15 protein-coding genes and 4 pseudogenes are annotated in these 25812 nt (G+C 44.4%); 5 read left to right on the top strand and 14 right to left on the bottom strand.

Going from position 1 to position 25812, the window contains the following annotated elements; genetic code table 11:
* Positions 1 to 423: 423 nt before the first annotated feature.
* The 11 genes and pseudogenes from JCM19039_RS13455 to JCM19039_RS13405 all read right to left on the bottom strand — a co-directional run bounded on the left by JCM19039_RS13455 (position 424) and on the right by JCM19039_RS13405 (position 13756).
* Positions 424 to 1310 (bottom strand): annotated as a pseudogene (locus JCM19039_RS13455) (S8 family peptidase).
* 428 nt (positions 1311 to 1738) lie between these two features.
* Complete coding sequence (locus JCM19039_RS13450; protein ID WP_081834520.1) at positions 1739 to 2083, bottom strand: cytochrome b5 domain-containing protein; 345 nt, start codon at positions 2081 to 2083, stop codon at positions 1739 to 1741.
* A 365-nt stretch (positions 2084 to 2448) separates the two neighbouring features.
* Positions 2449 to 2700 (bottom strand): hypothetical protein, encoded by a 252-nt coding sequence (locus JCM19039_RS13445; RefSeq protein WP_152550212.1) that lies wholly within the window; start codon positions 2698 to 2700, stop codon positions 2449 to 2451.
* Entirely contained in the window at positions 2697 to 3539 is an 843-nt protein-coding gene (locus JCM19039_RS13440) for a hypothetical protein (protein WP_042427979.1), read from the bottom strand. Before JCM19039_RS13440 ends, JCM19039_RS13445 begins: the two co-directional genes overlap by 4 nt.
* A gap of 1010 nt (positions 3540 to 4549) precedes the next feature.
* Entirely contained in the window at positions 4550 to 7573 is a 3024-nt protein-coding gene (locus JCM19039_RS13435) for an ATP-binding protein (protein ID WP_042427976.1), read from the bottom strand.
* A gap of 75 nt (positions 7574 to 7648) precedes the next feature.
* Positions 7649 to 7852: a hypothetical protein gene (locus tag JCM19039_RS13430; protein ID WP_042427974.1), complete on the bottom strand. Its 204-nt coding sequence runs from the start codon at positions 7850 to 7852 to the stop codon at positions 7649 to 7651.
* 26 nt (positions 7853 to 7878) lie between these two features.
* On the bottom strand, positions 7879 to 8454 hold the full coding sequence (locus JCM19039_RS13425) for a class D sortase (protein ID WP_042427970.1): 576 nt from the start codon (positions 8452 to 8454) through the stop codon (positions 7879 to 7881).
* Positions 8455 to 8470: 16 nt separating this feature from the next.
* On the bottom strand, positions 8471 to 9178 hold the full coding sequence (locus JCM19039_RS13420) for a SpaA isopeptide-forming pilin-related protein (RefSeq protein ID WP_373975682.1): 708 nt from the start codon (positions 9176 to 9178) through the stop codon (positions 8471 to 8473).
* Between the two features lie 3 nt (positions 9179 to 9181).
* A pseudogene (locus tag JCM19039_RS28000) lies at positions 9182 to 9777 on the bottom strand (collagen binding domain-containing protein); the annotation flags it as partial.
* 2 nt (positions 9778 to 9779) lie between these two features.
* The gene (locus JCM19039_RS13410) at positions 9780 to 11723 is read right to left on the bottom strand and encodes a SpaA isopeptide-forming pilin-related protein (protein ID WP_042427961.1); all 1944 of its coding nucleotides are present in this window, start codon (positions 11721 to 11723) and stop codon (positions 9780 to 9782) included.
* A 29-nt stretch (positions 11724 to 11752) separates the two neighbouring features.
* On the bottom strand, positions 11753 to 13756 hold the full coding sequence (locus tag JCM19039_RS13405) for a collagen binding domain-containing protein (protein WP_042427958.1): 2004 nt from the start codon (positions 13754 to 13756) through the stop codon (positions 11753 to 11755).
* Between the two features lie 380 nt (positions 13757 to 14136).
* Between JCM19039_RS13405 and JCM19039_RS13400 the strand changes: the two genes are divergently transcribed.
* The 5 genes from JCM19039_RS13400 (at position 14137) to JCM19039_RS13375 (ending at position 20286) form a co-directional block, all read left to right on the top strand.
* A complete protein-coding gene (locus JCM19039_RS13400; RefSeq protein WP_052398797.1) occupies positions 14137 to 15201 on the top strand; it encodes a response regulator in 1065 nt (354 codons plus the stop codon).
* Positions 15202 to 16325: 1124 nt separating this feature from the next.
* On the top strand, positions 16326 to 17249 hold the full coding sequence (locus tag JCM19039_RS13390; protein ID WP_042427952.1) for an Ig-like domain-containing protein: 924 nt from the start codon (positions 16326 to 16328) through the stop codon (positions 17247 to 17249).
* Positions 17201 to 19048, top strand: a complete 1848-nt coding sequence (locus JCM19039_RS13385) for a metallophosphoesterase family protein (RefSeq protein WP_152550211.1) — start codon at positions 17201 to 17203, stop codon at positions 19046 to 19048. The genes JCM19039_RS13390 and JCM19039_RS13385 overlap by 49 nt, the downstream gene beginning before the upstream one ends.
* 218 nt (positions 19049 to 19266) lie before the next feature.
* Positions 19267 to 19797 (top strand): hypothetical protein, encoded by a 531-nt coding sequence (locus tag JCM19039_RS13380; RefSeq protein WP_042427947.1) that lies wholly within the window; start codon positions 19267 to 19269, stop codon positions 19795 to 19797.
* A gap of 162 nt (positions 19798 to 19959) precedes the next feature.
* The gene (locus tag JCM19039_RS13375; protein WP_042427945.1) at positions 19960 to 20286 is read left to right on the top strand and encodes a hypothetical protein; all 327 of its coding nucleotides are present in this window, start codon (positions 19960 to 19962) and stop codon (positions 20284 to 20286) included.
* 460 nt (positions 20287 to 20746) lie between these two features.
* Here the strand turns inward: JCM19039_RS13375 and xylB are convergent.
* The 3 genes and pseudogenes from xylB to yicI form a co-directional block, all read right to left on the bottom strand.
* Positions 20747 to 22191: pseudogene (gene xylB, locus JCM19039_RS27995) on the bottom strand (xylulokinase).
* A 17-nt stretch (positions 22192 to 22208) separates the two neighbouring features.
* Positions 22209 to 23527 (bottom strand): annotated as a pseudogene (gene xylA, locus JCM19039_RS13365) (xylose isomerase).
* The gene (yicI, locus tag JCM19039_RS13360; RefSeq protein ID WP_052398796.1) at positions 23514 to 25811 is read right to left on the bottom strand and encodes an alpha-xylosidase; all 2298 of its coding nucleotides are present in this window, start codon (positions 25809 to 25811) and stop codon (positions 23514 to 23516) included. The pseudogene xylA and the gene yicI overlap by 14 nt, the downstream one beginning before the upstream one ends.
* Position 25812 lies beyond the last annotated feature (1 nt).

Below are 25812 nucleotides of genomic sequence, written 5' to 3'. Positions count from 1 at the left end.
TACCCTCCAACCCAACACCCAACAGTGCAAATCAAGAAAATGTTAAGTTCATTCCATATAGATCGCACCCGCAACGATCTAGACCGCGTTAAAATACTGGGCGATCTAGATCACTACAGATCACCACCACATACCGGATACCCGGCAATTCTATGAACGTTTAGCTCTATTTCATTAACATAAACCCCAAGAGCTAGCAACCATCGGCACCGGAGGTGCCGAAGATAAACCGAACGGTCTTCGAAATGACTTTTGCCGACATCTCGTTGGCCTTTGAGACTGAAAGGGGGTGGCGGACTTCCTTGCGCCGAGTGACTAGAAAATGGTTGATGCAGTTATACTCTCAAGAACTATAGAATTTCTTTAATACAACTTATAACGAGCCACTAAGACATCGTCGTGCTTTAGTACCAAGCGTTTCCCTTACTCGGTCGCAGCGTTAGCATTGACCAAGCCGTTACCATATTGGTTGGAAGCACCAATTGGTGTTGCGGTTTGGTTTAAGTGACTTCGTACTTGGGCAGGAGACCAAGACGGATTGTTACTCATGACGAGCGCTGCCACACCAGCAACGTGAGGAGCAGCCATCGATGTGCCACTTAGCTGCGGTAGCCGTTTCCAGGATACGTACTTTGCACGCCAACACCCGGGGCCATAATGTCGAGTCCCGTGCCAAATTGCGAGAAGCTGGCACGGTTATTATTCTGATCGGTGGCACCTACTGCCATTGCATTTTGGTATCTTGCTGGGTAGCCGATTGAGCTCGCCCCTGAATTCCCAGAAGCGGCAACGACTAAAACGCCACTATTTGTTGCTTGGTTGACCGCTTGCTCGAGCGTCGGGCTCGGCAACGGACTGCCAAGGCTCATATTCGCAACGTCCATGTTGTTGTTGCTTGACCATTGCAAACCTTGAGCAATGCCACTAATGCTTCCGGAACCACTCGCACCGAGTACCTTTACTGCAAACAAATCAACGTCTGGCGCGACGCCTAAGACGCCAATGTTGTTATCAAGTGCCGCGATCGTCCCCGCAACATGAGTGCCGTGCCCGTTACCATCTGCAATGCCTGGCTCACCAGGCACAAAGCTTGTCCCACCTTGAATGTTTAGATCCGGGTGACTCGAGATCCCCGTATCTAGTACAGCTACTCGCACCCCATTCCCGGTAATCCCGCGATTATGTGCCGCTGTTGCCTGAACCCGGTCAATGCCCCACGGAATCGTTTGAGAGATGGAAACTTCAATGTCTTCTTCAATGTATGAAATGCTCTCTTCGCCTTTTAATTCGCTCACATCTTCTTTTGTCATTTCCACCGACAACACAGGAATTTGTTCAAATTCATATAGCACGTCAATCGCAATTTCCTCATCCGCAACCGTTGCTAAAAGCGCACCTTCTGCCTCTTCATTCTCTTCAATAAAATCAGCCATAATCGTCATCTCTTCAAACCCAATCAAAAAGGCTTCTTTTTCCCCTTCACTCGCATCCGTCGTAGAAACACCTAACAATAGCGTTGCCGCAATCACTGCCGTACCTGATAAGAACCTGAATGGCTTTTTCATTTTGTTCTCCCCTTTTTAGAAGATTTAATTTTCTGTCCATTCAGACTATACCACGAATTCTATATACAATCCGCAAATACTTCTCGACAGTTTTTTTCGACAAGGGGGTAGGGACTACTACGCGCATATAAAACCCTTTGAATCATATGATCCAAAGGGTCAGATTTCATAGCTTATTCTTCTTCAAGTGTACCGACAGTTGGCAAGTCTTCTAATACTGAAGTGCCGTGTGGAGAAGCTTCGATTTCTTCAGTGTGGTCTCCGCCAGCTTCAAGTCCGCCAGCAGGGGCGTGCTCGCCGCCTTCCCAAGCGCCAACACCTGTAACATCGTAAACGACGCCGTCTACTGCTACATACGCATCGTTTCCATTTTGTCCATCATACTCAGCGAGTTCTTCCAATGTGAATACTTGCTCTCCTTCTTCAGTCGCAGCTTCTTCTTCGGGAGCTTCATCTCCACCACAAGCAGCAAGTAGCAATACTGAGCTACCAATAATTGGCAATAATAATTTATTCACAGAACTTCACTCCTTATATTAATTAAATATCTATGATCACTTCATGGTGTTAATATAACATCTGCATATAGTCCTAGAAAGGCATGTCATCGTTTTGTCAGTTTTTAAACACATGGTGTTCATATTTTAGAAGACCTCAATTATTCGTGCCAAAAACGCAACAGATTTAATGAATGATAAAAGCGCCTTTCCCGTTGTCGGGAGGCGCTTTTATTGGGATTTTATCATAAAAATTTTTATGTGGGGATTTGTACGGAAAAACAGATGCTTGACGAGTCAGATCATACCATAGCAACGTGGCAGGATTCAGGCAGATCATGAGTGGTCTTTTTACCTTCACGCGTAATTATGGTGCTGCTAGGAATTCAAATTGATTCAACAGCTACTAAATGCTGTTGCTCCTTTGAACGGTTAGACAGTTTTAAATAGCTAAATGCTTGCTCGTAATCATTCTTGTTTTTAAAGAATGATGAAAGCTCATCTTCAAACTCAGATTTATCAAAATACAATCCGTTTTTATCAAATATGTTTAACCCTTCTTGTATAAGTACCATATTGGGCACGTTCTCAGCATACATTCCTCGCGCCACTTTACACTTTGCGATGTATTCGTTCAACCACTTTGCTCGAACTCACTCTCAATCTCATCCAGTAAAGAAAGACCGCTCGCTAAATTGCCTTGTTTTAAGAGAATATTTGCTAGATTGAATTTCGTCTTTGCACCCACAACAGTCTTACAATGGTCGCTAATCTGAAGTGCTTCACGAAACAACTGTTTTGCAGTTTCGTAGTTCTTTTGCCGATACTGATTAAGTGCCTCAGCTCGGATGAGTAACGACTGAAGATATGGAAACTCTGCTGCCTCATTAAATGCTTGTCCATAAATTGCAGAGGCTCTCGTGAAAGAACCCGCTTCTGAATATATCCCAATCATAATGAGTAAACAATTCAATTGCTTTCTCAAATGTTGATCACTAGATTTAAAGATGTTGTAGGCCATGTCTAAATAATTCATGGCGATGATATTCTGGTCAATACGGTACAAATTACAGCCTAGACGATAATAATACTCCGCTTGCTCAAACATACTCACCTTGTGCATAGATTTTTCGGCTAGACGATAATGCTTTAGTGCAAGTCCGTATTTTTCTAAATTAAATTGAATGGTACCTTCCATGTAATGATACAAGTATTGGAGAGCTTCATCGGTTTCTGTAAGAGCGAAGTTGGCTTTTACTTCTGCATAAAGCTTCGGTTGGTGTACAATTTCCCCTGAAGACAACTTATGTTTAAAATCCACAAGATTGAAGTACATCAACGTTTTATGAGAAGGGTTCAACTTTTTAAGTATTGCTTCAATTTCGTACTTCTTTTCACTTGCCCCACCCATATCAAAGGCTATTAAAAGGCGAAACCATTTTCCAATCTCACCAATAACTTCACTTTCCTTGTCCATAGCATCACCCTTTAAAGTCAGGATCAACATCATCTTTATGCTATTTTATTTGTCTTCTTTTTTTTATACCAGTTAAATTAGATAATAAGAGATTAACCGCTAATTTCCGACACCTTGTGCGTTATTTCGACAGAACTTTTCTGTATATTCGTCGCCTTGAACGAAACATCCTCTAAAAATCACTCAATTTAAAATGCATGTTTTCATAACTCGTAATTAATCGACAAAATTTGGATAAGTTCTAACATAGTGCACCCTCCCTTTTTCCTTACATCGACATACCGATAGTATTATTTAACTAATACGAAAAAACGCATGCCCTCGGCACAAGCCAGGACTAGTTTTGTTTGGGCCCCAACGGGACCGACATGTCGCTCGATGTTTGGCTAGGGAACGCTGAGAAACTGTTACCTAGTTGCGTTCATCTGTGCCCTAGTTTGTTTCTCATTTCCGCTCAACGGAAATTTACGACCAACTTGAGTACAGATCTCTTAAACTTGGTAACAGATTGAGCTCATGCCTCACGCCCAAAGAATCAACTGGCCGTCGGCGCGGGTCGCGCCGAACTTACACCGATTTCGGTTCGGCCCCAACGGGGCCGACATGTCACTCGCTCTTCAAGCTAAAATCTGCGCGCGAGTTCGATGAATCTGCGTGCAAGTTGAGCAAAGAAACCGGCAAATTAAGGATAATCCAGCAAACTTGCGCGTAGATGGCCAAAACTTGCGCGCAGAATGAGTTTCAGTCGAAGCCCATCCTCCCTCCTGTGCACGTCACCTGATGAGCTGGCGACTTATCCCAAAAACTTTACTGCTCACCGGCTCAAATCTGTGAAATCATTCCTTTCATCCCTCCGCTCACATTCGAGATTACCGCGCGTTCGGTCAATACGCATACAGTGATGACTGTTACCGACCGAGATAGCGAACCGGTCGGAAGCCTATGCATTGATCTAAGAATAGAGGAAGTCATCAACAGACTGTGAAACGATTTATGGACATCTTCTTTGCCTAAGCTTTTGTAATTGTAAATGTTACGACCGTGCCTTCGGCACTGCTTTTGATTTGAAGACCTTCATTATAATGACGCTTTAACCTTTTATCTGTATTTATAAGGCCAATCCCGCTAGAATTATTTAAAGTATCATCAAGAATCGTTTCCATCTTTTTCTCGTCGATCCCTACACCATTGTCTTTTACCGATATCTTCACATGATCTTCGTTTTCGACCCGGATCGTAATTTCTCCACCTTCCGGACGCTTCATCACACCATGACGAATCGCATTTTCTACAAGTGGTTGGATGGAGAAAAACGGCAGTCTTACCAATTGATAATCACCTAGCTCCCAATGTACCTGTAAACGGTCACCATAACGCTCTTGTTCAATCGCTACATAGGCTTGTACACTTTGAATTTCTTCTTCCATTGGGACAAGATCATCAATAAGGTGAAACTTGAATTTGTTCTTTAGAAAGTCACTGAATGCTTGCAATAGTTGTTGCATCCTAGCAGGCTCAATTTCACTAAGCGCGACTAACGAATTTAATGTATTAAACAGAAAATGCGGTTGAATTTGTGCTTGTAGCCAATTCGCCTCAATTTGCATTCGCTCTTGCACCGTTCGCTTGACTTCCGTTAATGCTCGCACTCTAGATTGAAGCTCTAGCGACTCCACAGGCTTTGTAACATAATCATTCGCTCCGACAAGGAACCCATTTTCAATATCCTTCGGTTGACTTCGTGCTGTGAGTAACAAAACAGGAAGTTCGGTCAGCGTATAACGTGCTCGTATTCTTCGCGTCAATTCATATCCGGACATTTGCGGCATCATCACATCGGTAACAACAAGATCAACGTCATTATCGTCCAAGGTTGCCAACGCCTGTTCACCGCTGGAGACCGTCATAATCTCGTACTGATCGGAAGATAGAATCGTCTCAATAACACTTAGATTCAATGATTCATCGTCGACTGCCAATACGATTGGGCGCCCGCCCTTAGATTGATTTGTCAAAGGACGACGTTCGTGTCTTTTCGTATCGGTATTTTTATCAGCATATGTACCTTTTATACTTGATGAATCGGGCAATTCTTTAGAAAGCGGAAGGTTGAACTTGAACGCTGACCCTTCTCCGACGACGGATTGCACGCGAAGTGTTCCCCCGTGTTTCTCTACCAATTGCTTACTGATGCTTAAGCCAAGGCCAACCCCTCCTTCGGCCATAGCCTCATTCCCACCGATTTCATACGGTTGAAACATCCGGTCGATAGTGTCCGCATCAATTCCGATGCCTGTGTCATAGACAACAATTTCCGCCCAATCACCTTTCACAAATGCTTTAACCGTCACATTCCCATCAGCCGTATATTTCAGTGCGTTATGAACAAGATTAAATACAATTTGAATCACCCGATTTTCGTCTGCTCGAATTAACGGAAAATCGTGGGGGACTTCATTGTTTAAACGCACAGGTTTTCTTTCCGTCATAAATTGAAGCATGTCAAAGACGCCCGTAATGATTGCTTGAATGGAAAACGATCGCATCGACAGACGATATGTTTTCTCTTTTAATGTCATCGCGTCTAACAAGTCGTTTAGCAAAAATGTCATGCGATTTCCAACAGAACGAACGAGTTCTAAATCATGAATGCTTTTGTTCGTCAGTGAATCCCTTTCTCGATTCAAGACAGCACTTGAAATATTAAGAATGCTATGAAGGGGATTCCGCAATTCATGAGATGTATTTGCCAAGAATATGTCTTTTTGTTTATCTATTTGCAGTAATTGCTCTGTCTGCTTTTTTGAACGGACGAGTATTTGATTATAATCGCGAAACCAGATAGCCACAAAACAAATCATTGCGATAATGAAATCGAATGGATAGTAAATCACATGAATTCCGGCCACCATCATAATAAGCATCCATAAAAAATGATTGGCGAACGCAATAACAGAAAGGAATAAGAGTATGCTATGTCTCATTTGTTTAATCGCTGTACTTACAGCTGTAACCACTGTGAGCAAAACAGCAATTAAAAACACAAGATAGTAAACAGGTTGAAGCAGTAGCACAGATTGAAAAGGGACGACAACCATGAGCAGTGCACAACCCCCACATAGGTAAAAAAATTTCTTCGAATGCTTTTTCATGAGCGGCGGCAAAAAATCTTCTACACATTTCAACAGAGAAAATGCGACAGAAACCATCGCAATTTGTACGATCCTAAATCCCCATTCATAACTCATTGAAATCCACATGTGCATAATTTTTTGTTCAGCAACCATTGTCATCAAGGTAAACGAACTAATGATCAGAAGAGAAAAATAAAGCAATCGTTTATCCCGAAACCCCATGAAATAGAAAATGGTGGCATAGATAGCGTTCATCAATAGCATTAACGCCATGAGTTGTTGCATCGCTGTAGAAAGTTGCAATTCATCCGAAATCGCTCGCTGTTTCCCAAACGTGATTGATCGGGGTATACCGCTATCACGCAAATCAGAAAAGTTCGCGGCATAAATGATGACCTCGATCATCCCTTCACCACTCGGTAAAAACGATGCAATGTAAGGGATATTGTCAGCAACATGTGAATCTTCGTTCTCACCAAGCGTTCCGGAATGCCCGACCCTTATCCCATTCACGTATAGTTCAGAAGAGCTGCGAACACTCGGAACATATAAACTATACGTCTCTTCCAGTTCTTCATCCACCAATATACGTAACCGATAAGAGCCAAAACCTTCTGGACCGTCAAATTGATCGTTCCAGCTTCCAGGCACTTCTAAGTAAATGGCTTCGGTTTCTTCAGCATCTTGATGGTGGTCATACCAAGTCGATGGATAGAACTCCCAATCACCATCTAACGTTACATTCTTCAAATCATGACGACTCCATTCCCTAAGATCAAGCACCCCCTCCTCAATCTCTACAGAAACAGAACTAGTAAAGGAGGTAATCCAAAGAAGTCTTGCACCCATAAGTGCAAAAATAAAAATCAGCACAATCGCAAGGATTTTTTTTGTATTCACTGGCGTTACTCCTTAGGAATGGAAACGTAATATACCGAGAAACCGACTTTAATTTTCGGCATCCCGGTATTTATCTTATTTCATCGACGCAAGCTCATAAGCAGCATCGATTGCATCTTTCGTATGCTCATAACTCCAATTACGATCATTCAGTTCGCTGAAAAGCGAAAGCATCGCAATCGCTATATCCTGTTGTGTCATGTCTTCACTCATCATTGGGTACACAACCGTCCCACCATCGGACTGAGATGTGATCTTAATTGTAATTTCTTTGACCAATACGACTCAACCTCCGAATGTTATCATTACGATTTCAAATGACCTTGAACGACAATGCGATTTTTACCGTCTCGGGTACATGTCACGAGTGTAATTATTTTGTGATCTGAAATGTCTTCTACCACTTCTATCGACTCAGGTGAAACTTTCTTAACTTGACTGACTTCATATACATACGTTTTTGATTCATCATGGAGATAGATGGATTCGCCAACTTCCACATCAGGAAGCGAGCCAAACAAGCGATCACCTCGATAACCACGATGACCGGCAATGGCGAAATTTCCTTCGCCAGGTTTTTGATTGGGCTTAATTTGAGTCGCCGCAATCTTCAAATTCTCCTCCGTCGTTTCTGCCTTCACATATTCTTTAACACGTACTGATGGTACTTCTACCGTGTAGATCTCGCTCAATGGAGAGCCTTCGAAATCGATTTCTTCATCGTTTGCTTCTTCGTGATTTTCATAGCTGATTTGACTCATCGCTGCTTCTAATTGATTCACTTTTACTAGTTGTTGAATTTCATGGAAAAGCGGGATTGATAGACATATCAATCCCGCGATTATAAGCAGCGAACCAAATAGAAATGTCTTCTTTTGCATTGCGACACCTCTTCAATTACATTATACGTCGTCTTCTTGAACGAGTAACGAAATAAATACCACTACTGAGAAGCAGGATGCCGGAGATCAAGAGATAAAGTAACCTCTCCTCACCTGTTTGCGGAAGAACGCTGTTCTCTTTTCGTTCATTCTCATTTGATGTTCCATGTTGATCGTTCGAATTCCCTACATCATTTACTCTTTCAATTCCCGTGCCTGGCTCACCCGATCCAGGTTCGCCTGGGCCTGGGTCTACTGGGTCACCTGGACCTGGGTCACTCGGGTCGCCTGGGCCTGGGTCTACTGGGTCACCTGGACCTGGGTCACTCGGGTCGCCTGGGTCTACCGGGTCACCTGGATCTGGTTCGCCCGGATCACCTGGGCCTGGGTCTCCCGGATCAGGTGGGTTCGTTGGTGGGGAAGTGCGGCGAGTATTCGTTACAAATACTTCAAATCTTCCTTGTTCATCTCCTTCAACCCCGAACTGAACCGGCGTGCGATTGAGTCTATATCCTGTAGGTGCTTTTGTTTCTCTAAATGCATACTCCCCAGGCTCTAATTTTCCAATCAGAATTTGTCCCAGTGGATCTGTAACAAGATTGCTCTCAAGAATCGTTCCATCTACACTTTCCAATTGGAATTCTGCACCGGCCAACCGTCGGTCTTGATTGGCTCGATCGACTTTAACAAGTACGACAGCTCCATCTACTAATTGATTTTCCACTTCTACTTGCAACGTTGTTGTTTGGCTGCGTTCGATGGTAAACTCATGTTGCTCAACAGACAATTGATAATGTTCCGGTGCATCGGTTTCTTCAAAATAATAATTACCCGGTCTGAGGCCGGTTACGGTTACTGACCCTTCTTCATTCGTTGCCAGCCCTTCCTCCACTCGCTCACCTGCTTCATTATACAAGTCAAAGACCGCACCTTTTAAAACCACGTCATCTTGATCATCAACTTTGGTAAGTTCTACATCACCAGGTATGAGCGTATTCGGAACTTGCCGATCAACGACAATCCCTACTTCGTCACGCTGATCAATTGTAAATTCAATTGGTTCCGTGTCGAGTAGATAATCTTCAGGTGCCGCTGTTTCTACGAGTTGATACGTGCCGGGATGAAGTCTTCAATTATGATTTCGCCATAAGCGTCAGAGCGAAGATTGTCTCTTACGATTTTCCATTCCTCATCGTAGAGAGTAAATTCTGCACCCTCTAGTACGATGTTGTCATCTTCAGAATCAACTTTCGTGATTCGAACACCGCTCGTAATGAGCTCATTCGTAAAGTCCTCTAGAAAAACGGTCTCAGCATTGCCCAACCCTACCTCAAATGGAATTGGCGTTGAATCCAGCTGATACAGTCTGGTGCTTTTGTTTCAACTAGTTTGTATTGACTAGGGCGTAAACCTTCTAGCAATACGACACCCTCTTCATTGCTCATCACGTCTTCACGAATCACTTCATCGTCTTCAGTCCTTAACTCAAATACTGCGCCTGCGAGTGGTTCCCCGTTATGAGATGCTACTTTCAGGAGTTCAGCACTCCCCTTAATAATGTCGTTACTCTTTGTTACCGTCGTTACGGTTGTTTGATTTTCTATAATCTCAAAGACTACCGGTTCCTCATTAAGAACATATCCTTCTGGCGCCTCTGTCTCCACAAAATAATAGGATCCAGGGTCTAAATCTTCAACGAGAATCTTTCCTTCGTCGTCTGTCATCAATTCATTTGCAATGAGCGTTTCTTCACCATCCATGACATGTTTGATGCTGAATTCTGCTCCTTCTAACACTTCTCCAGTTTCTGAATCTTGCTTCGTTAACTCGACAGCTTGTGTGATTTGCTCATTCTCAATCATTACGGTTGTAGACTCTGCGTCTACGGTAACGGATTTTTCGTCTTCTATGCCGACAACATAACCTTCAGGTGCTTCAGACTCTATTAAAATATAATCGCCGTACCGTAGGTTATTGAATAACGCTCTCCCGTCTTCAGCGGTTTCAACCGTACGGAGCTCAATTTCACCTTCGGAATCAAACAAGGTGAATACAGCACCGTCAAGCACCTTTTCGTTGTCAATTGCATCAACTTTAATGACTTCAAGGCTTCCGCGCTCTCCTGAACCCGTACCTCCCCCGCCCGTTTGACGAACAACAATTGATTCTCCCGACTCAACGGTTTCAGTCGTAATATTCTCACCACTAAACGTCACGCTGTTGCTGACGGTCTCCCCATTGCCAGTATTAATGAACGATTGGTACTCAAGAATATACGCTTCATCAATATCATCGTTAAAAGCGAGATCAAATGTTTGCGATCCGTCATCAGCGGTATCAATTTCAATGGTGTAATCTTCCCCTTTAACGAGTGGGTCCGCTTTGCTAATGACGCCTCTCTCATTTACATTCGTGCTGTAAAGTGCAAAAGAATCCTCCAACAAGATTTGATCTGCTGATTGTTCGTCTTTAATTGCGGCATTCTGAACAAAGGACTGTCCGGCGTTAATGTCAATCTTCCAATCGATCACACTGCCACTTTGGAGACCCGATTTCTCTACGTAACTCCCGCCGTGATTTATCGACACAGTGTTGTCTAAATGAATATCTTCTCGACCTTCACTGCTCACTGTTGCTAGGTTGTTATACTCTTTTTCAATCAATTCACCTTCAAGACTTGTTTTAAATTCGATCCAGTATGCTCTCTCTGTTTCTCCGTGAATATGAACATTAATCGAACCATCTGCTATTGTGAGTGTGTAGTCACCCTCATCGACTTGATCGCCTTTTTCGGCTTGATTACTGCCACCGCCTAAATTGGCGTAGTGGATCGTCACAGAATCTTCAATCAAGTTCTGGTTGCCAAGTATCGGATCGTTCACCTGAATATCGGTGAGCGTCTTTAAGTCATAGTTCACTCCGATGTTCCACGTAATTTCTTTATTGATCGCATTGTACGTACCGTTTTTAAACCCGTTATTCTGCGTGAACTCATCAGGAATGAATCCGGAATTTGATTCTAGACGCTGTTCACGGTTTTGACCATCGGTCCAGTCAATACGAACGTCATTGTTAAATCGGTTGCTGCCCTCATTCAGGTCGTCATACTCAAATTCGGTTGTATACGTAATCTGATGTCGATCATGGATCGTATTCTGAAACTCAACATTGAACCCATCTAGATCATAATCGAACGAGTATTCATCCGTTCCCAGTGCTTCTCCAGTACGGATGTTCGTGATCGTAAAACTATCCTCATCTAGAATCAACCCGCGATTCGTAAATTCGTCAGAAACGATTAAGTTATTGATTCATACCCATTACGGTTGATGTCAATCACCCAATCGACGGTTTTGCTGTTGTAGTTAATGTTTGTGTGCCATTTATGAAGAACCTGCTGCTCAGTGCCTACACCAGCATTCGCTTCATTTCCACCAGTTCCTACTGTATTTGTAATCCTGCCATTCTCTACAACAAGATCATTGGCACGTGTTTGATACGTAATCTTATAGGCGTCTTCAATATCTTGGGTAAATTGAAGGTTGAAGCCTTCATTCGTTGGGATTAATGAAACATAATTAACGACTGTGCTACCTGACTCATTTCCATCCGCATCAATTGTGATTCGCTCCACTTGTAGTGAGCCGTCTACAAAATTATGTTCATCGCTGAAAGAATCAACGAGCAATGCATCCGCTTCTGGAATTTCATTTTCATTGTAGTTGTATCGGATTTCCCAATCGATGGTTTGAGTGATTGGATCGTAATCTTTGCTCTCCTTTGCCAACGGGACTCCTCGTCCAGTCGAGACGGAGGCATCTGCGGTCATGTTCTCTTGATTGTCAGCAATGAGAGTGGCGACATTACGATAGTTCGTGCCTTCTTCATCGGTAATGGTCGTCTCAAACTCAACGCGATACGCTTTCGATATGTCACCAAATTCAATCGCAAATGGATGATCATTGATGGTAAATTCATTCGCTGGTACTTCATTCCCTCGAGAAACCGAACCATCTAAGTTCACGTCTAGTTCATAGACTCTTATAGTATCGGGTTTTAATGCTTGATTGTCTTCAATTGGATCTTGGAGTGCAACATTATCCAAGGATTTCATCTGCTTGTTCAGATCGACGGTCCACGTAACCGAGGTAGCATTGTAGGCGCGATCAACCTCTCCAGCCTTGTCCAGATCATTCCCAGCTGGCGGTTGAAACCGAACAGGGATGCGGGCAACATCCTCGTTCTTAATGTGAAAAACAATTTCCTGCTCGACGGCCCCCTCTAATTCTTCACGAATGACGGTTTGAAACCAAAGAATTCCATGGACATTGGACAGTTCTTCAATTTGCTCATTAAACGTCATGACGACCGTGTTATTCATGCTCAGTGTGAACGTGCCTACTGAACCGTTATCGGCTAATAGGTCCCCTTCCACATCATTAAACACTTCGAATTGCTGTGGCAATTGAAAGGTGAAGGTAGATCCTGCTTGGTATCCATGACCATTCGGCAAAGCCCAATCCATAGAAATGTCCGCCGCATCCCCTAATGATGGATTGTTCCCTGGATTCTCACCCGCATCAATGATATTCCCATTCTCGTCTCGCAACTCAACGCTCGTTATTATATTTTCTTGGATTTCTTCAGAAGAACCTTCTATTTCGTTGACAGCATCTGTTTCAGTAGATTCCCCTTCTTTATTTTCGTGATTTTCTTCACTGTTCTCATCACTGTTTTGGTCATCTTCGGATTCTACACCCGTCGATTTTTCATTCTCCTGATTTTCCTCCGGAGATGCTCCTTGAAGGAAAATTGGCACACTTTGTGTGTGCTTAACAAAATTGAACAGTACATCTTCACGTTCTTCTCCAGCTAGAGCACCCTCGTTTAGTGTGGATTCAAGTAACATCGTCCCTTGCTCGTTCAAAGGATCTTCAGATGCTTCAATCTGTATATGTACACGTCCACTATTCACACTATATTTCCCCACTACTTGCCCATTGTGACTCACTAGTGAATCTTCCACATCCGTTGAATGTAATTGGTCAGGCAACGTCCAGATGTATTCTTCCTGCTCACCCTCATGGTTTAGTTGCCAACTTAATGCAATATGAACCGATGAAGACGGTTCTACTTGATTGTTTTCACTTATTTCGTTACCCTCTGAATCAAGGAGTTTTGCCTCACCGGTTATTTCGGTTGATGGTCCTTCAGCCAATGCACGTTCCATGCCTAACGTGCTCATAAAGGGTTGCATGAATAACAGAATGGCTAGCAAAACCATCGTCGATTTTCTTTTCAATGTCTAACTTCCTCCTCCGCAATGAATGATTATTGCCTTGTTATTTGCGCATATAGCGTAAACAATAGAGGGAAGTTCTGAACATATCCTGTACATATTCGATTTTTTACGATGATAACGCAATTTACAAATAGTAATAAATAACTACTCACGAGTTAATCACTAGACCTAAAGACATCCTAGATACTCTTTTTTTAATAATGCTCAATGAAAGTTATTATGTGGAGTAAACGCTTGTGCATCTTGCTTCTACTTACCCGTCTAAAAGTACATGACTGCCCTCACTTAAATCATTGACTATGCAGGGATGAATGATTGAAAACAGTAATTTAGTCTTATATATTTATATCTATCGCGTGCCAGCTAGGGGGATGGACTATATGATTAGAGCAGTTGTAATTGAAGATGAACCGTTAGCACTTGAATATATAACGCATCTAATAAAACGTACGAATCAATTTATCGTCTGTGGGATGTATACCTCTTCTGAATCGGCATGGGACGCGTTGAATCGTGATAAACCAGAGATTCTATTCATTGATGTAGAACTTCCCGGCGCTAGTGGCATGGTGCTTGCAGAGCAAATTTATAACGAGTATCCGTCCATGAACATTGTCTTTATTACAGCGTTTCAAGAATATGCGGTTCAAGCTTTTGAAGTAAACGCGGTCGACTACTTGTTAAAACCGGTCACATTCCAAAGATTACTAAAAACGATTGACCATTTTACAAAAACGGACAAAGAAATTGGCGTTAGCAGCACACCGATTACTTCTATCAGCTGCTTCAACGCTCTAGTGTTCATGTCCTACACGCAACCGATTTCAGTAAAATGGCGTACAAAAAAAGCGAAAGAGATCTTTTTGTACTTGTTACATGCAAAAGGCACGTCGGTAAAAAAAGATACGCTCCTCGACTTGTACTGGCCGGACCAAGATCCACAAAAAAGTTATGCCCTGTTATATTCAACCGTGTATCAGATTCGTAAAACTCTATCTCTTGTCAGTTCACAAATAAAAGTGATTAATGAAGAAGAAAGTTATCGATTATTTACCGAAAATATTAAATTGGATGTTTATGACTGGGAAGAAAGATTTTTCTCCTTGCCCTCAAGTCTCGAAGAAAACATCAGGCAATATGAGAAATTGTTTTATGATTACACCGGTGATTATTTAAACGAAGAAGGATATTTATGGGCAGAGAGTACGCGATTATCACTCAGAAAAAAATGGCACATACTTGGTACACAACTAGGGGAATATTTCTTAAAAAAAGATAGGATAACTGAAGCCGTAACAATTTACTTGCGCATTCAAGATGTTGATCCCTACTTTACTGAAAGCTACACGGCACTCATGAGGTTATATGAATTACTTGAAGATAGCGAAAGTGTTAAACATCAATACAATCAACTTCGTAATGTCCTTAGTGAGGAGGATCAATAAATTCATATACTATATTGTTCCTCTCTAATTCCTTACTTAAGCTGTGTAAGGTCAGTGTAAAATATCATGTGTAAATGAATAAAAGCACGAAAAAAGGACCCCCTTTTCTAGTAGAAGTAAGTCACTACAACTACACACAGAAAAAACTTCCTTGTATCTAATTTTACTAAAGATATTGCTCAAGCTCTGGTTCAAAAAGAAGATGTACATGAAATGTTTCGTCGCCACCTTGTAAAGCTGTCCAACACTTTTATATTTCAGAACGTACATCGTTAGCCGAAATAAGGGGTGAATCGACTTTCGAGAACCAGAAGATTGTCTGCGCTTGACCGCCTAGTTGATCAATCGTCACCCTTTTCCACCTTTATACCCTATTTTAACGACCCAGTACACTTTTACCTATACACAGACGGGGAATTCTTTGCTACGCTAGACCTAGGTGACTAGGCGTGCAGATGGGAGCTCATTGCAACCTGCAAATCGTAAACTTTAGATTTTTCTAAGTTTAAAACCGGTACTCCAACAGCAGGCGCAAAATTTTATAGAAATACGCAAAGTGTCACAAATATTCGTTTTTGAGACATTTCACTTCGTAAAACGCACCATGATGAACGCAAAGTGTCACATAAGCTTCGCGAAGTGTCACAAATAAAAATTTATGGGGCAGTTTGCACCTTAAAATGACACGCTTTAAGATTGAAGTGTCACATAAATAGGCAGAGAGGGTGTCTAGTCAGCAAAAGCCGTGTGTTTAGCTGGTTAGCTGAGTTGAAGCATGTGATTTCAAGGCGCCTAGCAACCCCAGCCCTATAGAAATATATAATTATGGCAGGTGATACATTGTCTACACGAACGCTCGCAAGGATTGAAGCCTTTCTATGGGTTGTTCTCGCGCTACTCCTCGGTTCAAGTGTGCTCGCACAGGCTGCAAATATCGAATGGTACACGAACACAATGGCGATAATAGTTCCGGTCTTTATATTCGCAATTTTCTCTATAAAATCATCCAAGAACTTCCTACGAAAAAATTACATTAGAGTGGTTATTTATGCCCTACTCGCCGTTCTGTTCCTCGTAGTAACCGTTCTCAATGCCAGCGCCCTATAATGAAAGGAGAGGTTCATTTGAAACGTTTCTGCAAACCGTTGTTCCTGATCCTGACACTCTGCTTGTTTGCCGGTTTTTCCAGCGCGGAGGATCCCGCTTATGTCGTCGTGGAAGACTTCGAAACAGAGCTGGATGGCTGGCAAGCCACCGGCGTCAACCATCACAAGGTACAGTTAGATCGTTCCAATGAGCAGGTGCGCTTTGGAGACTACGCACTGAAAATCGACTATGACTTCACCGGGTTTGCCGGCACGTCAGGGGTATACGCAGCTGTCGATGGCGGGATTGACATCCCTGGCGACCCTGAACGAATCGGCATGTGGGTGTATGGCGATGCAGCCGGGCATTGGCTCCGTTCTCAGCTGAAAGACGCAAACGGCCAAACGTTCAATATCGACTTCACACCCGAAGCGCCTGAGGGCGTGACTTGGGAAGGCTGGCAGTATGTCGAGGCCCCGATATCCGAAGACTTCGAAGCACCATATGTCATGGACATGCCCGTCCGCTATATGGCCACGCGGGAAGAAACGAAAGGGGCAGGCACGCTGTACATTGACGACATCCGTGCGGTGTATCGGGACTTCGACGAAGACGTAACCAACCCTGAAATTATACAGAAAACGCCAGCCGCTGGCGAAACCGTGCAAACGAACGAACCCGACATCGAAATCACCTTACGCGATGAAGAATCAGGAATTGATCCAGAAACGATTGCCGTACACTTGGATGGAAAAGAAGTCGGTTTTGTTTACGAACAAGAGACGGTACAGTTCACACCTGAGAAGCCGCTCGCCAATGGGTTTCATGAAGTCGAGATACAGGTTCGCGACCAGGCTGGGAATCTCATGTACACGAGCTGGCGCTTTGAGGTTCGGGCAGATCAGCCGCATTTGTGTTACAAGGGCCAGAGGAAGTGCGCCCCAATCAGACGTTTGATTTAACCGTCGACCTCGTCAATGCCGAAGACATCCAAGATGCGCGGGCGGTGTTGCAGTTTGACACAGACCAAGTCACCCTCGACCGCGTGCACGTAGCGGATGGAACGTATGATGCGGACGAAGAATCCGTTACCCTCACAATGGACGATCACGCCGTATTGACGTTTGATGTTGACCGATATGTGAGCGAGGATGTTGTGATAGAACTCACCGAAGCCCAGGTGAACGATGCTGTTTTCTTTTATGATGTCTTCGAAGCTCCGGCGAATCCTCCGCTCACACTTGAAATTGACGGCCGATCAATCGGGACGCCGACAGAGTTGACGGTGACTGACCGGGACGGCAAACCGGTCGAGGGGGTGCGATTCGATGTAGGAACCGACCCGACACGGGTGGAGGCGATCGCAAACACGTGGGCGTTCACGAAAGAAGACGGCGAGTTTACCCGCCGCTGGTTACCGGTTCGAAAAGGCACGTCGTTTCAGCTTCTAGACGAAGATGAACGCTATGCGCGCGTGATTGATGATACGGAAACTGAACGATACGTGCGTACTGATGCCATTCGGGAAGTGGACTGGGCGTCGCTACCTGTCACAGATCGGGACGGAAAGGTGCGGACCGAACGTCTGACTGCGTTCGGAGGAGATGTGCGTTTGCAGGCGGTTTCTCCTGATGGGGACGTGAGTGCACGGTGGGATGGCAGCATTGTGAGCGCGCTCGGCAGCAACAACCCAGAGCATGTGACGCTCACGTGGAGCGCTGATCCGGCCACGTCGCAAACCGTTACGTGGCAAGCGTCTCCCCTCGTTGACAGCGGTGCACTCGAAGTCGAAGGGACTACAATCCTTGCAGATTCCGAGTTGTATTACCACGAGGACGGGGAAGTGCAAGTGTTTCAGGCGACCGTGGAGGATCTCGAGCCAGGGCAATCGTACACGTATCGTGTGCGTACAGATGAGAACTGGAGCGAGACATCGACATTTCAAACGGCGAGTGACGACGACTTTAGCTTTTTATTCGCGGCCGATTCACAAGCGCAAACTCCGGAGCAATTTGAACTGCTCACCGCATTACTTGAAGACTTCGCCACAGACGAACATCGCTTTCTCATGCATGCCGGGGATTTGGTGGAGAATGGGGATTCTTTAACGGAGTGGAATTATTTATTAGACGCTGTCGGCGCGTTTGCTCGGGAGCGACCGCTCATGGCGGTGCTCGGCAATCACGATGTGTATGGAGATGGTTACAATACGTTCAAACAGCTGCTTCCTTATGCACACAACGGACCGGCGGGGCAAGAAGGCGCGGTTTCTTCCTTCACGTACGGGGATGCCGAATTCTTCTTACTAAACAGCGAGGCAGAGGCAGAAGAGATGCGGGCGCAAGCGGATTGGTTGGAAGAACAGCTTCAAACAAGCGATGCGACATGGACGATCGCGATGTTCCACCGTCCGGCTTATTCAAGCAATCCGCTCACGAGCGGAGAAAGAACCGCTGACATTTTCGCACCGGTTCTTGAACAAGGAGGCGTTGACCTCGTGCTCATGGGGCATGACCATTCGTACATGCGTACCCATCCAATGGTAGACGGCAACGTTGCCGATGATGGGGGAACCGTCTATGTCATCGGTGGGTCGGCAGGGCCGAAGTTCTATCCCGGTGTCTCGTACGAGTATACCGATGTGCTCTATGATGACAATGAGCAGGTAATCGTCTCCTTTGCCATTACTAACGATCATATTCGCTTAGAAGCGATGAACATTCACGGGGAGACGGTCGATGAATATGTGATTGAAAAGTAAGACGAAAGCTTAAGAAAATGATGCCGTCGGGACACTAGCAATGTCCCGACGGCATCGTTGGAATATTGCTATTCGCTCGGCCACCTTTGATTGCGCTTCCTCGTTTGCCTTACGGTCAAGCCATAAATAAGAATTACTCTCCTCATGAGAGGGTATGGTGCATAAGAATCTTTAATAAAGGGTTTTGCATGGATACGATTCCGAAGAAGGGGTGAAAAATGGAGTATATAAGAGATTATGCGATGTTCACAGCGGTATTCGGTATGTTCAGCTTTGCTTGGTTTGGGTGGGCACAGGAAGGTCCGAGGGAACACTGGCGCAAATACATCGGCATTGCGTCAGGCATTGCGCTACTCGTCAGTTTACTCGGTATTTATCTAAGCGTTATGAATTGGAACGAAGCAACGGCGTTGTCCGAAGTCGGTTCGTTAACTACCTATCTGATCGTGTTTTATGCCGAATTCATTATTGGCGGAATCGTCGCTTTTCTGCTCATTCGAGCCAATAAAGGCGATTACGTGGCTCCGTGGATCTGTTTCATCGTAGGCATTCATTTTATCTTCCTCGTTAACGTCTTTAACGATTCGAGTTTATATCTATTAGCCATACTGCTCATCGTGATTTCCGCAATGTCCCCTACTATTTCCAAGAAAATGAACGTACGCAACAGCGCCATTACTGGGATTTCGTCTGGATTCGTGCTATTTTGTTTCGCTTTATTCGGGTTAATTCGGTTTTTCTTCGCGTAGGGTTTTGCATATGACCAAGTGAGAACCCCTTGTTTGACCATTCATTCATTGATGCAACGAGAGAATGACATTCTAACTGATCGCATCGGACGAATACACTGAATACGAATAGGCAATTGTCTTTTATTTTGGTATGCGATTCAGCATCTCGACGGAATGCCCATGAATGTTAGCGCAGAAGAGATTGAAGATTACCGCATGACCTTTGTTAATTTCATGGGCTGGGCAGGCGGCTATAACAGCCTTGACATCCCAGAGTACGCCTCGTATGACTATTTCCCTGATGAAGGATTTGAACACTTGGAGGATTATTGTCGTGATGGTGGAAAAATTGTAAGCGTTGATCATGGCGAAGAAACTCACTTCTGGGCCATTGAAGAATTCAATGGCCCCCTTATCCGGTGGCCATCGTTGCTAGAATTTCAAGTGACACGGAATTGGAGGATTTGGTGGACTGACACCGTGTATGTAGAGGTTAACAGCTCATGACAATCCCTCAGAGATATTCTGTCGAAACATTAAACGGATATGAGCTGCCTCTATATTTTAATGTTCTCCTTGCCGGTAAAAGGGGTGAGAATGACGGGCTCTGTCGGGGTATGATCATCGCATGCCTTTCTGCGTCGCCAAGGATGACAATTGAACATTAAGGACCGTTACACCTTGATCTCATGCTGAAGACGTTTCTTGATTAATCCAGTGTACGTAATTCCCTCATCCAAACTCAATCAATTCTTGTACGTCATACCCCTCCACTTCTTCTGCACTACCATAGCTGAGTGATGAATCTCATTCGGAAAGATTCAATACTTGAGTACCTCCATTTGCGCTGCGTGTCGGGCACTTTCCAATTCGCTACAAGCAGCTCATGGCTAGACTACGTGCACACAAGTAACACCGAATCCCTTTATAGACCAGAGCTACTCAATCATTCAACCACACTTTCTTTTTACTTAAGTGATTTACGAAAATCTGTTAATTGATCGTTCATCAGCTTTGTCGCGTTATACACCTCTTGAAAAGTTTTAAAGGCTTTACCGTATTCATTTGAAGGTTGGTAGGTTGAGGAGATCGTTAAATAATCCCGGGCGCACTCCTTAAGCGAAGAATACCAACCACATCCGACCGTGGCAATGATCGCCGCACCATATCCTGGTCCTTGTTCACTCGCTCGAGTAATCACCGGACGATTAAAGATATCTGCCTGCATCTGTAGCCAAAATGAACTGCGTGCACCTCCACCAATGGCAATGACCTGGTCGACATGCATGAACTGCAAACAGTCATTTAATGAATACGTGATTCCTTCAACGACAGCCCGCGCAAAATCTTCAAGCGTATGCTGGCGATCAATACCAATAAAACTGCCTCGGGCTTTAGCGTCGGTATGCGGCATCCGCTCACCATTTATATATGGTGCAAACAACAGTCCGTTGGCTCCGGGTACAGACTGGGAAGCGAGATGCATAAGCTCTGAATAACTGGTTTGAGAAGCGAATGTCTTTCGAAACCATTCAAGAGCGTCACCTGCCGATAATGTTACCCCCATTATATAGTGATCATGGGGGCTTGCATGATTGAAAAAGTGCAACCCCGTTTGTGGCGTACTACTCTGTGAAAGAACAACACCTGAGGTTCCGATGCTTGCGAGTGTATCCCCATGCTCCAATACACCTGCACCGACAGCACCGCACGCGTTATCTGCGCCACCAGCAAAAACGGTACATTCTCCATACAGCCGATGCTACTCAATATTCGACCGGCCTCTTCCGTCGACTCAAAGATCGGAGGGCACATTGAGGACTTGATGTGAAGGGCTTGCATCAATTCGTTGCTCCACGCCTTCTTGATCGTATCTAATAATAACGTCCCTGCCGCATCAGAGTAGTCCGTTCCGATTACCCCGGTCAGCCGATAGCGCACATAGTCTTTTGGCAACAAAAACACTTCCGCTTGCTCATAGATTTCTGGCTCATGCTCTTTCACCCATAATAGCTTCGGAAGTGTGAATCCTTCAAGTGCCCAATTGTTCGTGATCTGTTGAAGCTCTTGCCTCCCCACTACATCATGAATATATTCACATTGCGCTGTTGTTCTCGTATCATTCCAAAGAATTGCATGTCGTAAAGGCTTGCCTTCTTTATTAAGAAGAACAAGGCCATGCATTTGACCGGATAAACTAATCCCTTTTACTTCATGAGCTTGGACTGGCAACTGCCGTAAACAGGTGATGACTGCATTGACCCAAGCTTCTGGGTCTTGTTCGCTATGCCCGACTTGATCTTGAATGAGCGCCAGACGTTGTGATCGTTCCGCGGCAACCGCGCCATCTCTGCCTAACAACATTGTTTTTACAGCACTTGTTCCCAAGTCAATACCGACAACGTACTCCATTCATCTCCTCCCCTTGCTTAGGTTAATGTTTTTAAAATATATTGATTGATGGTCGCTTTTATTTCTTCCGTCTTTCCGGACTGCTGTTCAATGTCACCTAGATTTAGAGCATGGTGCTCAAGCTCCGCAAAACTCGTTTTTCCTTCTACGATTTGGGTGCCTATGCCAGAGTCGAAACTTGAGTACCGATGGTTTATAATACGATCGAGCACACCATCGATCAGCATTTGATGTGCAATCTTGAACCTGCAGCAAAACTGTCCATTCCTGCAATGTGTGCTCGAAACAGATCTTCCGGTTCAAACGAAGTGCGTCGTACTTTCGCATCGAAATTCAGTCCGCCGCTCCCAAGTCCACCGTTTTGTAAGATTTCATACATCGCTAACGTTGTCATTTGCAAATCAGTAGGGAACTCATCGGTATCCCAACCGAGTAAAGGATGGCCTTGGTTGGCATCTACTGAACCGAGCATTCCATGAACACGTGCATAACGCAATTCATGTTCGAATGAATGGCCAGCCAGTGTCGCATGATTCGCCTCGACATTAAATTTGAACTGCTTTTCTAAACCATAGTTTTGCAGAAACGCATAGCCGGAAGCCACATCAAAATCGTACTGATGGCTCGTCGGTTCTTTTGGTTTCGGTTCAATGAGGAATTGACCTTCATAGCTGATCTCTTTTGCATAATCTACGGCCATGTGGAAGAAGCGCCCGAGATTGTCGAGCTCTAATTGCATGTTCGTGTTCAGTAATGTTTCGTAGCCTTCTCTGCCACCCCAGAATACGTAATTCTCAGCACCTAGCTCCTTGGCTACTTCCAATCCTTTTTTCACTTTTGCGGCCGAATAGGCAAAGATGTCTGCAGAATTGGATGAAGCGGCGCCATGAACAAACCTTGGATGCGTAAACATGTTTGCGGTGTTCCATAGCAATTTCATGTTGCTGCTTTTCATATAATCCTTCATTCGTTCAACAATCACATCGATGTTGCGGTTCGTTTCTCGAAGCGTGGCCTCTTCGGGCGCAATATCAATGTCATGAAAGCAAAAGTACGGGACCCCTAATTTAGTGAAGAACTCAAAAGCAGCCTCAAGCCTGGCTTTTGCCAAATCCATCCCACTGTATCTTTCCCACGGGCGCATCATAGTGCCCTTGCCAAAAGGATCGGACCCATCCATCGTAAACGTATGCCAATAGGCAACCGCAAAGCGCATGTGCTCAGCCATTGTCTTGCCATCTATACGTTCTTTCGAATCGTAGATCTTGAATGCGATCGGATTGTTAGAATGTAATCCTTCAAAATTAACAGAAGAAATTGTTTTAAACCAAGTCATTACTCTCACCTCTTTTTATGTTCATCTCACGGGTGCCTTCCGGTATTTCAATATGAGTGTTCCCTTCCTGTACAGACTCATTGCCGTCTGCATTCAAAAATTCATCCATTCCGACGAACACAACTGTAGAGTTCTCAACACCTGCACTGAACGTCATGGTGATGTTCTCGTTTGTCACTTTTTCAACTGTCATACCGCCGGCACTAGCACCTACTATGGCTTGGTACACATAGTAGGTGATGTCTTTTTTATAATGATAATCTGGCTTTGAATCTACTGAACCTACGGGAAGAACAGACCCTTCACGTACGAATAACGGCAAGCTAAAATAATCATACGTCTCTTCATACCAGCAGCCACCCTCTCTGACGACACCTGATAAAAGGTGCGTCCAACGGCCTTGTGGCAAATAGTACTTTACCGTTCCTGCCTCATTGAAAATGGGCGCAACGAGCAGTGAAGGCCCTAGCATATACTGTTGATCTAATGTCGCGCATGTCGGATCATTGGGGAATTCAAGCATCATCGCCCGCATCAGTGGTACGCCCGATTTCTTATTGTCCAATGCACAATCATATAAATAAGGCATTAACCTATTTTTTAGCTTTGCAAATTCCCTCGTGACTTCAACCGCCTCTTCATCAAATAACCACGGAACACGGTAAGAGTCACTTCCATGGAGCCGACTATGACTCGACAGTAGACCGAATGCGAGCCAACGCTTAAACACATCAGGAGTGCTTTTATTTTCAAAGCCTCCAATGTCATGACTCCAATACCCAAATCCAGAAAGCCCTAAGGATAACCCTCCTCGAAGGCTCTCTGCCATCGACTCGTAAGTTGCTTCGCAGTCTCCTCCCCAATGGACCGGGAATTGCTGAGCGCCAGCGGTCGCTGAGCGTGCAAAAACGACGGCTTCTTCTTCACCTAATAATTCTTGTAACAATTCAAAGACCACTTTGTTATAGAGAAAGGAATAGTAATTGTGCATTCGTTTCGGATCGGAACCATCGTGATAAACCACATTCGTTGGAATCCTTTCCCCAAAATCGGTTTTAAACGAGTCGATCCCCATCTCAACTAATGCGCGCAACTGATTGCGATACCACTGCACGGCTTGTGGATTTGTGAAGTCAATAATCCCCATTCCCGATTGCCAGAGATCCCACTGCCAAACGTCTCCATTTTCTTTCTTCAATAAATAACCTGCCTCTGCAGCCTCTAGGAATTTAGAGGATTTTTGAGCAATATAAGGATTAATCCACGCACTGATTTTTATGTCTTGTGCTTTTAAACGCTTCAGCATCGCTTCCGGGTTCGGGAAGCTGTCCCGGTCCCATTCAAAGCTACTCCACTCAAACTCCTTCATCCAAAAACAGTCGAAATGAAAGACGCGTAACGGCAAATCCCGCTCCAACATTCCATCCACAAAGTGACGCACCGTCTCTTCATCATAATCTGTTGTAAACGACGTAGTCAGCCATAAACCAAACGACCATTTCGGGGGTAGCGCTGGCTTTCCGGTTAAATCTGTATACAAACCAAGTACTTCTTTCGGTTCACCCGCAAAAACAAAGTAGTCTAACGCCTCCCCTTCAACACTGAACTGCGCTTTTGAAACGGCTTCTGAGGCCAATTCAAAACTTACGCGTTCCGGATGATTGACAAACACGCCATACCCTTTATTGCTTAAATAAAAGGGAACGTTTTTATACGATTGTTCTGAGCTCGTCCCCCCATCCTCATTCCATGTGTCAACCACCTGCCCATTTTTAACAAATGGAGTGAATCGTTCTCCAAGCCCATATAGAACATCTCCTACACCGAGGGTCAACTGACCTCGCATATAGGTCGCTTCGTTAGGGCCTTCAATCCACGAGAAACCTTTCTCATCTGCAGAGGTTAGCACGCGGTTCCCTTGGAAGAATGTCATGCGAAATGGGTGTTTATTCACCTCGATTCTCATGGCGCCCATATGGACAATGACCAAATCATCGGTTAATTCAGTGTCTATGGGCGTTTCCGTATGATTTATCGCGAAGTTGGGCCCTGCATTTCTTACACCTTGATGATGCCAAGCTTGCACTCTAGCGGTGTTAGGCTGTGGAGACGAGAGTCGCAAGGTGAGTTGAGGAATATTCAACGTATCTCCACGGTGTCTAATTTTCTTGCAAGGAACATAGATTGTGACCGCGTTTGGTTCGATTCGCACATCTCGAACATCATATACGTGGTGGATGGTGTATCCTGGTTTTGTCAGCCAATACCCGTCGGTAAATTTCATA

It is taken from the genome of Geomicrobium sp. JCM 19039, assembly GCF_000698145.1.
In the GTDB taxonomy this organism is placed as follows: Bacteria; Bacillota; Bacilli; order Bacillales; family Marinococcaceae; genus Geomicrobium_A.
Note: the sequence above shows the minus strand (reverse complement) of the source record. Positions and strands in the feature narration are given on the sequence as shown.